A 12,888-nucleotide genomic window follows, 5' to 3' on the forward strand; every position below is an offset into this window, starting at 1 on the left:
CGACCTCGGAGAGATCCAGCCTTGACATCCTCCTGGCCCGTAAGGGCCGGAGTTCCTCGCCGTCACCAGCGAGGGTTCCTGTTTCACCGCCGACTGCCCGAAGGGAGAACTCCCGTGAGGCCTTACGTCAGCTCCACAGGCGTTTTAGCTCTCCGCCAGCCCGGCGGCGAGGATGTTTCTGGCGGCGTTGACGTCCCGGTCGTGCGCCGCATGGCAGCCGGGGCACGTCCAGGCGCGGACGCCGAGGGTCATCGCGGTGTTGATTCGCCCGCACGCCGAGCAGGTCTTCGTGCTCGGGTGCCAGCGGTCGATGGCGATCACGGTCCGCCCGTACCAGGCGGCCTTGTACTCCAACATGCCGCGCAGGTCCGACCAGGCTGCGCCCGCGATAGCCCGGGCGAGACTGTGGTTGCGCAGCATGTTGCGCACGCTGAGGTCTTCGATCACGACCGTTTGGTTCTCGCGGACGAGTCGAGTCGACAGCTTGTGCAGGTTGTCGCGCCGCCGGTCGGCGATGCGGGCATGGATCCGGACCACCGCGAGGCGGGCTTTGGCCCGGTTGGCGGAGTCCTTGGCTTTGCGGGACAGGTCGCGTTGCGCTTTGCCCAGCCTGCGCCGGTCGGCGCGCTCATGCCGGGGGTTGGTGATCTTCTCCCCGGTGGAGAGGGTCAGCAGGTTGGTGATGCCGGCGTCCACCCCGACCGTCGTGTCGATAGGCGGCAGAGCGGCGACCGTCGGGTCTTCGACCAGCATGGACACGAACCAACGGCCGGCCGGGTCACGGGACACCGTGACCGTAGACGGCTCGGCACCGTCGGGCAGGGGCCGGGACCACACGATGGTCAGCGGCGTGTCCATCTTGGCGAGGGTGAGTTGGCCGTAGCGCCAGCGGAAGGCCGAGCGGGTTTACTCCGCCGATGCCCGGGACTTGCGCTTGGACTTGAACCGCGGGTACCTGGCGCGCTTGTTCCAGAACGCGGCGAAGCCGGCTTGCAGGTGCCGCAGGGCTTGCTGCAACGGCACCGAGCTGACCTCGTTGAGGTAGGCCAGTTCTTCGGTGCGTTTCCATTCGGTGAGCCAAGCCGACGACTGCACGTAGGTGCTGCGCTGCCGGTCGACGGCCCACGCACGGGTGCGCGCGTCGAGGGCGAGGTTGTACACCTTGCGCACGCATCCGAAGGTGCGGTTGAGCGCCGCAGCCTGTTCGGGCGTCGGATAGAAGCGGAATTTATATGCCCGCTTCACAACCTCACCCATGCTTCACATCTTACCAGCAGTCCATGTGACGCCATTTCCGAGAGGAGGGAGCGGCGTTTCCTCCCGGCCCTGCACGGCCGGGTTTCCACGCCGCACAACTAGATGAGTGACCAGCAGCAGCTGCGCAACTTCGTCAACGGCTCCTACGTCGAACGAGCCGACGGTGGCTACGCCGACCTGATCGACCCCTGCACGGGTGAGGTGTTCGCCCAGGCCCCGGTCTCCGGCGCGGCGGACGTGGACGCGGCGATGACCGCCGCCGCGACCGCCTTCGAGAGCTGGCGGGACGTCACCCCGGCCGAGCGGCAGCGGGCGATGCTCAAGCTCGCCGACGCCGTGGAGGCCAGGGCGGCGGAACTGGTCGACGCCGAGGTCCGCAACACCGGCAAGCCGCGCCAGCTCACCGCCGAGGAGGAGCTACCGCCGGCGGTGGACCAGTTCCGCTTCTTCGCCGGCGCCGCCCGTCTGCTGGAGGGGCGGTCCGCCGGGGAGTACCTGGCCGGGCACACCTCGTACGTGCGGCGTGAGCCGATCGGCGTCTGCGCCCAGGTCACCCCGTGGAACTACCCGCTGATGATGGCGGTCTGGAAGATCGCCCCGGCGCTCGCCGCCGGCAACACGGTGGTGCTCAAGCCGTCGGACACCACGCCGGTGTCGACGCTGCTGCTCGCCGAGATCGCCGCGGAGTTCTTTCCACCGGGGGTGTTCAACGTGGTCTGCGGCGACCGGGACACCGGCCGTACCCTCGTCTCGCACCCGACCCCAAAGCTGGTGTCGATCACCGGTTCGACCCGCGCGGGCATGGAGGTCGCCGCCGCGGCGGCCCCCGACCTGAAGCGGACCCACCTGGAACTGGGCGGCAAGGCGCCGGTGGTGATCTTCGACGACGCGGACGTGGCGGCGGCTGCCGAGGCCATCGCGCTGGGCGGCTACTTTAACGCCGGGCAGGACTGCACGGCGGCCACCCGGGTGCTGGCCGGGCCGGGCATCCACGACGACTTCGTGGCGGCGCTCGCTGAGCAGGCCCGCACCACCAGGACCGGCGCACCGGACGACGCCGACGTGCTCTACGGCCCGCTGAACAACGCCAACCAGCTCGCCCGGGTCAGCGGTTTCGTCGACCGGCTGCCGGACCACGCGGCGATCCAGACCGGCGGTTCCCGGCAGGGCGAGCGCGGCTACTTCTACGCGCCGACCGTGGTCTCCGGGCTGCGCCAGGCCGACGAGATCATCCAGGACGAGGTGTTCGGGCCGGTGATCACCGTGCAGCGGTTCTCCGACGAGGATGAGGCGGTGCGCTGGGCCAACGGCGTCGACTACGGGCTCTCGGCGTCGGTCTGGACGAGGGACCACGGCCGGGCGATGCGGATGACCCGGCGGTTGGACTTCGGCTGCGTCTGGGTGAACACGCACATTCCGTTCGTCTCCGAGATGCCGCACGGCGGCTTCAAGCACTCCGGGCACGGCAAGGACCTCTCGGTCTACAGCCTGGAGGACTACACCCGGATCAAGCACGTCATGCACAACATCGGGAGCTGATCCAGATGGCATCGTCGGAGGATCTGCACAAGCGGCGCGGGGCGGCGGTCGCCCGAGGTGTCGGCAGCGTGATCCCGTCCTATGTCGACCGTGCGTCGGGCGGAACGCTCACCGACGTCGACGGCCGGGAGTGGATCGACTTCGCCGCCGGCATCGCGGTGACCAGCGTCGGCAACTCCGCGCCGAAGGTCGTCGAGGCGGTACGGGCGCAGGTCGAGCGGTTCACCCACACCTGCTTCATGGTCGCGCCGTACGAGTCGTACGTGGCGGTGTGCGAGCAGCTCAACGCGCTGACGCCGGGCGGGTTCGAGAAGCGCTCGGCCCTGTTCAACTCCGGCGCCGAGGCGGTGGAGAACGCCGTGAAGATCGCCCGGCACGCCACCGGGCGGCCGGCGGTCGTGGTCTTCGACCACGCGTACCACGGCCGGACCAACCTGACGATGGCGTTGACCGCGAAGAACATGCCGTACAAGCACCGGTTCGGGCCGTTCGCCGGTGAGATCTACCGGGTGCCGATGTCGTACCCGCTGCGCGATGGCGGGCTGTCCGGCGCGGACGCGGCGGCGCGGGCGATCGAGATGATCGAGAAGCAGGTCGGTGCGGAGAACGTCGCCGCGCTGCTGATCGAGCCGATCCAGGGCGAGGGCGGCTTCGTGGTGCCCGCGCCGGGTTTCCTGCCGGCGCTGAGCGGCTGGGCGAGGGCGGCCGGGGTGGTCTTCGTCGCCGACGAGATCCAGAGCGGCTTCTGCCGTACCGGCGACTGGTTCGCCTGCCAGCACGAGGGTGTCGAGCCCGATCTGGTCACCCTGGCCAAGGGCATCGCCGGCGGCCTGCCGCTGGCGGCGGTGACCGGCCGGGCCGAGCTGATGGACGCGGTGCACGTTGGCGGGCTCGGCGGCACGTACGGCGGCAACCCGCTCGCCTGCGCGGCCGCGCTGGCGACCATCGAGACCATGCACGAGCTGGATCTGGTCGGCGCGGCCCGTCGGATCGAGGCGGTGCTGGCGCCCCGGCTACGGGCCATCGCCGAGCGGGACCCCCGGATCGCCGAGGTACGCGGTCGGGGCGCGATGCTCGCCGTGGAACTGGTGCAGCCGGGCACGCTCATTCCCGACCCGTCGGCCACGGCGGCGATCTCGGCCGCCTGCCACGCCGCCGGCCTGCTCACCCTGACCTGCGGCACGTACGGCAACGTGCTGCGCTTCCTGCCCCCGCTGGTGATCTCCGACGCCCACCTGACTCGGGGCGCCGACATCCTCGACGCCACCTTCGCCTGACCCGAAGGAAGGGCCCCTTCTTAACGCCTGGTGCATAAGAAGGGGCCCTTCCTAACGGCAGTGTCAGCTTCTGACGGCCGATCGTCAGCGCAGGACCTCGACGGTGTTGCGGCGGACCACGTTCTTGCCCGGCTCACGGATCTGGTCCATCGCCGCGGTGTTGAGCAGCACACAACTGCCCGACGGGCCGGTCACCGTCACCGTGGTGACCTTGTTGTTGTCCAGGTTGGTCACCCGCAGCCGCGTACCCACCGGGAACTGCCCGCTGGTCGCCGCCGGCGTCCCGCCCCCGGCGAAGAAGGTGACCGAGCCCGAGCAGGCCGAGCGGGGCGCCGGGCCCGGCGCGCCGGGAGACGCGGACCCGGGCCGGACCGTGCCGGCTGCCGGCGGGGCGGCCTCGCCGTCCAGCAGTTCCACCACGTTGCGGCGGATCACGTTCTTCCCCGGCTCACGGACCAGCTCCATCGCGGCGGCGTTGAGCAGCACACAACTGCCCGACGGGCCGGTCACCGTCACCGTGGCCGCCCGGTTGTTGTCCAGGTTGGTCACCCGCAGCCGCGTACCCACCGGGAACCGGTCGCTGGTCGCCGCCGGCGCCCCGCCCTCGGCCGAGAAGGTGACCAAGCCCGTGCAGACGGACTGCCGTGCCGGTGCGGTCCCGGCGAACCCGAAACCGGTCCCCACCGCCACGCCCGCCGCGGCGAGCACCGCCACGGTCGCCGCCAGCACGTGCTTGCGCTGCACCCTCATCGCCGTCACTCCCGTCCTCGGTGGTTTCTTACCGCCTGGTACGGACGGGAGCGCCCTACCGTTCAGCCGACACGGGCACCGATCGCCGCGGCGGCCAGATCCACCGGTTCGTACCGGGTGCGAGGCGCCCGGGTGGTCACGGCCCAGTAGCGGTCCCCGTACGACCAGTGCCACCACTCGGTCGGGTAGTTCACCAGCCCGGCGCCACCGAGCGCGTCCACCATGATCTGCCGGTGCCGCCGGGCGGCCCCGTCGATGGTGGGGGCGTCGGTGAAGCAGGCGTCCGCGCTGTCCTCCGGCGTGGCGTCGACGGCCGTGCCGAGATCCAACTCCACGCCGTCGTCGGTGCACAGGGTCAGATCCACGGCCCCGCCGGTGCTGTGCGGGGCCACCTCGACCGGCGAGACGAACTTGGTGGTCTCCCGGTGCAGCCGCTCCGGGGACCAGTCCGGGTGCCGCCGGTGCAGCTCATCCCGGTAGCCGGTGAAGATGACCAACTGGGCCTGGTACGGCCGGTACCCCTCGATGACCAGCAGCCGCACCCCGACGGGCAGCGCACGCTGCGCGGCCAGGAGCCGGTCCGCGACGCCGGCGCGCAGCCGGGCGTACGCGCCGGACGGGTCGGCCGCACGCCGGTCCAGTCGCAGCTCCGGCAGCTCGCGCAGGTCCACCAACGGGTCGCCGTCGTCGGCGCTGGGCACCGCCGCCACCCGGGGATCGGAGAGCAGGATCATCGGCCGCTCCTGGTGGCGGTCACGGGTCGGCTCGCGTGCCGGGTACGGGCCAGCTCGACCAGCCGATCCACCACCTCCCGGTAGCCGACGCCGGCCGCCGCCCACACCTTCGGGTACATGGAGTGCGCGGTGAAGCCGGGCATCGTGTTCAGCTCGTTGACGTACAGCTCACCGGTCGTCTCGTCGTACAGGAAGTCGACCCGGGCCAGCCCCCAGCCGCCGATCGCGGCGAACGCGCGCAGCGACAGCTCGCGAACCCGCTCGGTCACCTCCTCGGGCAGCACCGCCGGGACGATCATGGGGTCGGCGTCGCCGAAGTACTTCTGTTGGTAGTCGAACCAGCCGCCGGCGACGCGCACCTCCCCGACGGCCGACGCCTCCGGGCGCCAGCCGCCGAGCACCGCGCACTCCAACTCCCGGCCGGTGACCCCCTGCTCGACGATGACGAGCTGGTCATGCCGGAGCGCCTCCTCGACCGCGGCGGCCAGGTCGTCGCCCTCGTCCACCCGGGATATCCCGATCGAGGAGCCCATGCTGGCGGGCTTGACGAACAGCGGCCGGCGCAGGCCGAGCACCAACTTCTCCGGGTCGTCGGTCGCGCGGTAGGTGTGCGCGTCGAACGCGACGTGCGGGGTGGTCGGGATGCCGTCGGCGCGCAGCGCCCGTTTCATCGCCACCTTGTTCATGCCCACCGCGGAGGCCAGGATGCCGCACCCGACGTACGGCACGTCCAGCGACTCCAGCAGCCCCTGCACCACCCCGTCCTCACCGAACGGGCCGTGCAGCACGGGGAAGACCACGTCCAGCTCCGCGTGCACCGCGCCGGGGGCGTTCACCGCGGACACCTGCACGGTGCCCGCGCGCGGGCCGGAGCGCAGCTCGACCGCCGGCCCGGTCACCGTCAGCCGGTCGTCGATCGCCCGCTCGGCGGCGGGCCGGTCGCGCAGCTCGGCCAGCAGCGCGTCCGGCATCAGCCGGAACGCACCGGTGCGGGTGACGCCGATGGCGACCGTGCGGTACCCGCCGCCGGCCAGCGCCCGGGCCACGCCGAGCGCGGAGGCGCAGGAGACCTCGTGCTCCGCCGACGGGCCGCCGAACAGGATTCCGATCCGAGTTGGCGCGCTCATGCCGCCGCTCCTTCCACAGTCGTCAACTCGGCGAGCCGCTGGACCGTCAACCGGGCCACCAGCGCCGCCTCCACATTTCCGCCGGTCAGCACCACGCCGACCGTTCGTTGCCACGGCACACCGGCCTCGGCGGCTAGCCGGAGCGCACCGGCCAGACCGGCCGCTCCGGACGGCTCGACCAGCACCTTCAGCTCCATCAGGAGCAGCCGGAACGCCGCCGCGATCTCGTCGTCGTCGACCCGGACGACCCCGCGCAGGGCGGTCCGCAGGATGGCGAACGGCAGTTCACCCACGCAGGACGGCCGCAGCCCGTCGGCGATCGTGGGCGCCGGGGCGACCGGAACCCGCTCGCCGGCCGCGAGGCTGCGGGCCAACGAGTCGCAGCCCACCGGCTCCACGCCGTACACCTCGATGGCGGTGCCGGCGGCGGCCAGGCAGGCGCCCGCCACCCCGCCGCCGCCGCCGACCGGGACCACCAACGCGTCCAGCGGGCTGCCGGCGCGCTCGGCCTCCTCGATCAGCTCGAGGCTGGCGCTGCCCTGCCCCGCGATCACGTCCGGGTGGTCGTACGCGTCGATGACGGGGTGACCGGTCTCCTCGCTGAGCCGCCGGGCCGTCGCCACCCGCTCGTCGACGCTGGTGCCGGCGAACACCACCCGCGCCCCCGCCGCCCGGGCCCGCTCGACCTTGGTCGACGCCGCGTCGACCGGTAGCACCACGGTGGCCGCGAGCCCGTGCTGCCGGGCCGCCAACGCCACGGCCACCGCGTGGTTGCCGGTGCTCTGCGCGATCACCCCGTCGTGCCCGGCCGTGGCGAGGCGGCCGACCGACCGCAGCGCCCCGCGCATCTTGTACGAGCCGCCGTCCTGGAGGTTCTCCGCCTTGAGCAGGATCCGGGCCCCGGCCAGCCCGTCGATCACCGGGGACCGCAGCACGGGGGTACGGACCACCCGACCGGAGAGCCAGTGGGCGGCCTCCTCGACGTCGGCACGGCACAGGCCGGCCGGAGCAGCGGTGCGGGACATGGTTCTCCTTCTGTCGCGCTGGGGCCGGGACCGGGTCCACGGCTGGCAGACGGTTGTTTTCGGGCACGCCGAAGGCAGGGATGCCGCGACACGCGGACCCCGGGAGGGCGGGTGGGAGTGCTAGGGCGGAGCGGGTAGCTGGACGTCCACCCGCAGGCCGCCCTGCTCGCCGGGTCGGGCAGCGATGATGCCGTCGTGCGCCTGGGTGATCGAGCGGGCGATGGCCAGGCCGAGGCCGGCGCCGCCGCCGTGCGAGGTGCGATCCCGGGCGAGGCGGCGGAACGGCTCGAAGAGGCCGGCGACCGCCTCGGCCGGCACCGGCTGACCGGTGTTGACCACGGACAGCGCGGGCGAGCCGCCGACCGTGACGGTCAGCGAGCCGCCGCGCCGGTTGTACTTGATCGCGTTCTCCACCAGGTTGGTGACCAGGCGTTCGAGCAGCACCCGCTCGCCGACCACAACCCGGGGCGTGAGGTGGGCGTCGATCGTCACGGCGGCCTCCCGGGCACGGTCCCGGTATCCGGCGAGCACCGCGGCGATGATCTCGTCGAGCCGCTGTGGGGTACGCGAGCGAAGGCCCTGGTCGCTCTCGCTGAGCGCGAGCAGGCCCTCGATCAGCCGCTCGTTGCGCTCGTTCGTCTCCAGCAGCTGGCCGGTCAACAGCTCCAGCTGCTCAGCGGTGAGCGACCGCGCCATCCCGACCTCGATCAGCGTGCGCTGCACCGCCAGCGGGGTACGCAGTTCGTGCGAGGCGTTCGCGGCGAACCGCCGCTGCCCCTCGTACCCGGCGGAGACGCGCTCCATCATCTCGTCGATCGCCCGGGACAGCCGGGCCAGCTCGTCGCGGCCTCGGGGCCGGATCCGGTGGCCGAGGTTCTGCGGGCCGAGGTGCCCGATCGGCTCGGCCAGGTCGCGGACGGGACGCAGGCACCACACCGCGCCGAACCAGAGCGCCACCAGGGTGGCCAGAACCACGACCAGCATGGCCACCACCGGCAGCACGAACCCGCCCTGGTGTGCCGACGCGCAGACCTCCATCAGGCCGGGCAGCGGCAGATCGCAGATCTGCTGCCCACGGGTCCAGATCAGCCCGCTCAGCCACTTGCCGACCCTCGGCAGGAGCGGCCCGGCCAGCAACGCCAGCAGGCCCACGAGCAGCACCCGGCGGCGGGGCGTCCAGCTCACGCCGGGCCGCCGAGCCGGTAGCCGGCCTTGGGCACGGTGTGGATGACGGCCGGGTCGCCGAGCTTCTTGCGCAGGGTCATCACGGTGACCCGTACGGCGTTGGTGAACGGGTCGGCGAACTCGTCCCAGGCCTGCTCCAGCAGCTCCTCGGCGCTGACCACCTGCCCGGCGGCGCGCAGCAGCACGTGCAGCACGGCGAACTCCTTCGGGCTCAGCGCCAGCGGGCGGCCGTCCCGGGTGGCCACGTGCCGGGCCACGTCCAGCACCACACCGTCCTGCGCCAGCACCGGCGGAAGCGCCGGGGTGGACCGCCGGCCGAGGGCCTGCACCCGGGCGACCAGCTCGGCGAAGGCGAACGGCTTGGTCAGGTAGTCGTCCGCGCCGAGGTCCAGACCGGCCACCCGGTCCCGGATGCCGGCCGCCGCGGTGAGCAGCAGCACCCGGGTGCCCACCTGGGAGTCGGCGATGGTGCGGCACACCTCGTCTCCGGTGTGCCCGGGCATGTCCCGGTCCAGGACGGCCACGTCGTACCGGTTAACTCCGATCCGCTCCAGCGCACCGTCGCCGTCGTAGCAGACGTCGACGGCCATCGAGAGGCGTCGGAGCCCCTCGGCCACCGTGTCCGCCAGCAACCGCTCGTCGTCCGCCACCAGCACCCGCACGTTTCCGCTCCCCGTGGTTCCACTCGTCCGGCATACCGTCGCAGGCCGGGGTTAAGGGTTCTGTAAGCACTCTGCGTCATCCGTCCCCGGCGGATCGGACGGTTGGCGATCAGGGGTGAGCTGCGTCACGATGGAAGCCGAGGAGGTCGCCCGATGGCTGACCCGTGGCTCGCCCTGGAATTCGGCGTCGATCCGGCGGAGCGGATCGCGCAGGTCGGCGCCGCCCACGAGGCGTTCCTCGCCGCCGGCGCCGCCCCGCACCGGGTGCGGGAGGTGGTACGCCGCTCGTGGGAACGCTCAGCGCAGCTCGACCCGGAGGCCACCCCGCCGGTCGACCTGGTCGACGACGCGCTGGCGAGCTACCGGGCCGCTCACCCGCTGGCCCGGGTGCTGCCGCTGTTCCGGGACCTGCTGGGCGGCATCGCACAGGACGGCGCGCACCTGATGGCGGTCTGCGACGCGTACGGGCGGCTGCTCTGGGTGGAGGGCCACCCGGGAGTGCGCCGGCACGCCGAACGGATGAACTTCGTGCCCGGCGCCCTGTGGGACGAGAGACACGCCGGCACCAACGCCCCCGGCACCGCGCTGGCCGTCGACCACAGCGTGCAGATCTTCGCCACCGAGCACTTCAGCCGGCCGGTGCAGCGCTGGACCTGCGCCGCGGCGCCGATCCACGACCCGGTCACCGGTCGGCTGCTCGGCGCCGTCGACATCACCGGCGGCGACCACCTGGCCAACCCGCACAGCCTGGCGCTGGTCCGGGCCACCGCCCGGGCCGCCGAGGCGCAGCTCGCCACCGACCGACCGGTGGAGCCCGGCGTCGCCACCGTGACCGCGCTCGGCCGGGACGAGGCGGAGCTGCGGGTCGACGGGCGGCGGATCCGGCTCGGCCGCCGGCACAGCGAGCTGCTGGTGCTGCTGCTGCACCATCCCGAGGGGCGCACCGGCGAACAGCTCGGCCTCGACCTGTACGGGGACGACCGACTGCACCCGGTCACCCTGCGCGCGGAGCTGTCCCGGCTGCGCCGGGTGCTCGGCCCCGAACTGCTCGACTCCCGCCCGTACCGGCTGCGCGGCACCGTCCGCGCCGACTTCACCACCGTCGCGGACCGATTGGACCAGGGCGATCCGGCGGGCGCGCTCGACGCGTACTCCGGGTCGCTGCTGCCCGGCTCGGACGCACCGGGAGTGACGCGACTACGTCGGCTCATCGACGGCCAGCTCCGCGCGGCCGTGCTGGCCACCGCGGACCCGGCGCTGCTCGCGACCTGGACCGCGACGTCCGCCGGGGACGACGACCTGACCGCCTGGCAGGCCCTGGCGCGGGCGTTGCCGGCGGGCGCGCCACGCCGGCCGCTCGCGCTCGCCCGCATCGACCAGCTCGCCGGGGAGTACGACCTACCGCGCGCAACGTGGCTGCAACGTTCCGGAAACTAACGTCGCCGTCGGCACACCCGCACAACGACGGCGGAGGTAACCATGACGCGCTACGACGCGCCCACCCACTGGCAGTCCCGTTACGACCACTTCATCGGCGGCGAGTACGTCAAGCCGCACGGTGGCGGCTACTTCGAGAACCCGACCCCGGTCACCGGGCAGACCTTCACCGAGGTGGCCCGGGGCACCGCACCGGACATCGAGAAGGCCCTGGACGCCGCACACGGCGCCGCCGACGCCTGGGGGCGCACCTCGGTGGCCGAGCGGGCCCTGATCCTCAATCGCATCGCCGACCGGATGCAGGAGAACCTGGAGTCGCTGGCCATCGCCGAGAGCTGGGAGAACGGCAAGCCGGTCCGCGAGACGCTGGCCGCCGACATCCCGCTCGCCATCGACCACTTCCGCTACTTCGCCGGGGCGATCCGGGCGCAGGAGGGCTCGCTCGGCGAACTCGACGACGACACCGTCGCGTACCACTTCCACGAGCCGCTCGGCGTGGTCGGGCAGATCATCCCGTGGAACTTCCCGATCCTGATGGCCACCTGGAAGCTGGCGCCCGCGCTGGCCGCCGGCAACGCCGTGGTGCTCAAGCCGGCCGAGCAGACCCCGGCATCGATCCACTACTGGCTGTCGCTGGTGGCGGACCTGCTGCCACCCGGCGTGCTCAACATCGTCAACGGCTTCGGCGTGGAGGCCGGCAAGCCGCTGGCGTCCTCGGCGCGGGTTGCCAAGGTGGCGTTCACCGGTGAGACCACCACCGGGCGGCTGATCATGCAGTACGCCAGCGAGAACATCAAACCCGTCACCCTGGAGCTGGGCGGCAAGAGCCCGAACATCTTCTTCGACGACGTCAGCGCTGCTTCTGATGCCTTCCTGGACAAGGCGCTCGAAGGCTTCACCATGTTCGCCCTCAACCAGGGCGAGGTCTGCACCTGCCCGTCGCGGGCGCTGATCCAGCAGGGCCACTACAGCGACTTCCTCGCCGCGGCGGTCTCCCGCACCGAGCAGATCGTGCAGGGGCACCCGCTGGACACCGACACGATGATCGGGGCGCAGGCGTCCAACGACCAGCTGGAGAAGATCCTGTCCTACCTGGACATCGGCCGGCAGGAAGGCGCCAAGGTGCTCACCGGCGGGTCCCGCGCGGACCTGGGCGGCGAGCTGTCCGGCGGGTACTACGTCCAGCCGACGATCTTCGAGGGCGACAACTCGATGCGGGTCTTCCAGGAGGAGATCTTCGGACCGGTGGTCTCGGTGACCTCCTTCGCCGACCTCGACGACGCCGTCAAGACCGCCAACGACACCCTGTACGGGCTGGGCGCGGGCGTCTGGACCCGGGACATGAACACCGCGTACCGGGCCGGGCGGGCCATCCAGGCGGGCCGGGTGTGGACCAACTGCTACCACGCGTACCCGGCGCACGCCGCGTTCGGCGGGTACAAGCAGTCCGGCATCGGCCGGGAGAACCACAAGATGATGCTGGAGCACTACCAGCAGACCAAGAACCTGCTGGTCAGCTACTCGACGCAGAAGCTCGGCTTCTTCTGATGTCCGTCGTCTCCGTCACCCCCGCCGCGGCCGAGTTGATCCGGTCGCTGCGGGGGCGGCACGGGCCGCTGATGTTCCACCAGTCCGGCGGCTGCTGCGACGGCAGCGCCCCGATGTGCTACCCGGCGGGCGAGTTCCGCACCGGCTCGTCCGACGTCCTGCTCGCCTCGCTAGCTGTGGACGGGGTGCCGGAGCCGGTCGACTTCTGGATGTCGACCGCACAGTGGGAACTGTGGAAGCACACGAGGCTGACCGTGGACGTGGTCCCGGGGCGCGGCAGCGGCTTCTCCCTGGAGGCCCCGGACGGCGTCCGCTTCCTGATCCGCTCCCGCCTCGCCGCGTGACGT

At 72.1% G+C, this 12,888-nt stretch carries 12 protein-coding genes and 1 pseudogene; 5 read left to right on the plus strand and 8 right to left on the minus strand.

Annotated features, from left to right (window positions below; all coding sequences use genetic code 11):
* Positions 1-144: 144 nt before the first annotated feature.
* Positions 145-870, minus strand: a pseudogene (locus ACWD5O_RS00440) (RNA-guided endonuclease InsQ/TnpB family protein); the annotation flags it as partial.
* A 36-nt stretch (positions 871-906) separates the two neighbouring features.
* A complete protein-coding gene (locus ACWD5O_RS00445) occupies positions 907-1,257 on the minus strand; it encodes a helix-turn-helix domain-containing protein (protein ID WP_450084222.1) in 351 nt (116 codons plus the stop codon).
* A gap of 102 nt (positions 1,258-1,359) precedes the next feature.
* On the opposite strand from ACWD5O_RS00445, the gene ACWD5O_RS00450 reads away from it, so the two are divergent.
* Positions 1,360-2,796, plus strand: a complete 1,437-nt coding sequence (locus tag ACWD5O_RS00450; protein ID WP_450084223.1) for a gamma-aminobutyraldehyde dehydrogenase — start codon at positions 1,360-1,362, stop codon at positions 2,794-2,796.
* Between the two features lie 5 nt (positions 2,797-2,801).
* Complete coding sequence (gene gabT / locus ACWD5O_RS00455) at positions 2,802-4,073, plus strand: 4-aminobutyrate--2-oxoglutarate transaminase (RefSeq protein ID WP_450084224.1); 1,272 nt, start codon at positions 2,802-2,804, stop codon at positions 4,071-4,073.
* A gap of 84 nt (positions 4,074-4,157) precedes the next feature.
* Here gabT and ACWD5O_RS00460 read toward each other — a convergent pair whose 3' ends face one another.
* From ACWD5O_RS00460 to ACWD5O_RS00485, 6 genes are all read right to left on the minus strand, one after another.
* On the minus strand, positions 4,158-4,823 hold the full coding sequence (locus ACWD5O_RS00460) for a hypothetical protein (RefSeq protein ID WP_450084225.1): 666 nt from the start codon (positions 4,821-4,823) through the stop codon (positions 4,158-4,160).
* Between the two features lie 62 nt (positions 4,824-4,885).
* Positions 4,886-5,557 carry a M15 family metallopeptidase gene (locus tag ACWD5O_RS00465; protein WP_450084226.1) on the minus strand — a complete coding sequence of 224 codons (672 nt, stop codon included), beginning with the start codon at positions 5,555-5,557 and terminating at the stop codon, positions 4,886-4,888.
* Entirely contained in the window at positions 5,554-6,684 is a 1,131-nt protein-coding gene (locus ACWD5O_RS00470; RefSeq protein ID WP_387323391.1) for a D-alanine--D-alanine ligase family protein, read from the minus strand. Before ACWD5O_RS00470 ends, ACWD5O_RS00465 begins: the two co-directional genes overlap by 4 nt.
* A complete protein-coding gene (locus tag ACWD5O_RS00475; protein ID WP_450084227.1) occupies positions 6,681-7,709 on the minus strand; it encodes a threonine ammonia-lyase in 1,029 nt (342 codons plus the stop codon). The genes ACWD5O_RS00470 and ACWD5O_RS00475 overlap by 4 nt, the downstream gene beginning before the upstream one ends.
* A gap of 120 nt (positions 7,710-7,829) precedes the next feature.
* Positions 7,830-8,894 (minus strand): sensor histidine kinase, encoded by a 1,065-nt coding sequence (locus ACWD5O_RS00480; RefSeq protein ID WP_387323385.1) that lies wholly within the window; start codon positions 8,892-8,894, stop codon positions 7,830-7,832.
* Positions 8,891-9,556, minus strand: a complete 666-nt coding sequence (locus tag ACWD5O_RS00485) for a response regulator transcription factor (protein ID WP_354962769.1) — start codon at positions 9,554-9,556, stop codon at positions 8,891-8,893. The genes ACWD5O_RS00480 and ACWD5O_RS00485 overlap by 4 nt, the downstream gene beginning before the upstream one ends.
* A gap of 153 nt (positions 9,557-9,709) precedes the next feature.
* Here ACWD5O_RS00485 and ACWD5O_RS00490 point away from each other — a divergent pair, with 153 nt between their 5' ends.
* The 3 genes from ACWD5O_RS00490 to ACWD5O_RS00500 are packed head-to-tail and all read left to right on the plus strand — an operon-like array spanning position 9,710 to position 12,885.
* A complete protein-coding gene (locus ACWD5O_RS00490) occupies positions 9,710-10,993 on the plus strand; it encodes a GAF domain-containing protein (protein WP_450084228.1) in 1,284 nt (427 codons plus the stop codon).
* A 42-nt stretch (positions 10,994-11,035) separates the two neighbouring features.
* Positions 11,036-12,541, plus strand: coding sequence for an aldehyde dehydrogenase (gene adh / locus ACWD5O_RS00495; protein WP_387323379.1), 1,506 nt, complete (start codon positions 11,036-11,038; stop codon positions 12,539-12,541).
* Positions 12,541-12,885 carry a DUF779 domain-containing protein gene (locus tag ACWD5O_RS00500; protein ID WP_387323376.1) on the plus strand — a complete coding sequence of 115 codons (345 nt, stop codon included), beginning with the start codon at positions 12,541-12,543 and terminating at the stop codon, positions 12,883-12,885. Before adh ends, ACWD5O_RS00500 begins: the two co-directional genes overlap by 1 nt.
* Positions 12,886-12,888 lie beyond the last annotated feature (3 nt).

The sequence above is a fragment of the Micromonospora sp. NPDC005161 genome, from assembly GCF_053599855.1.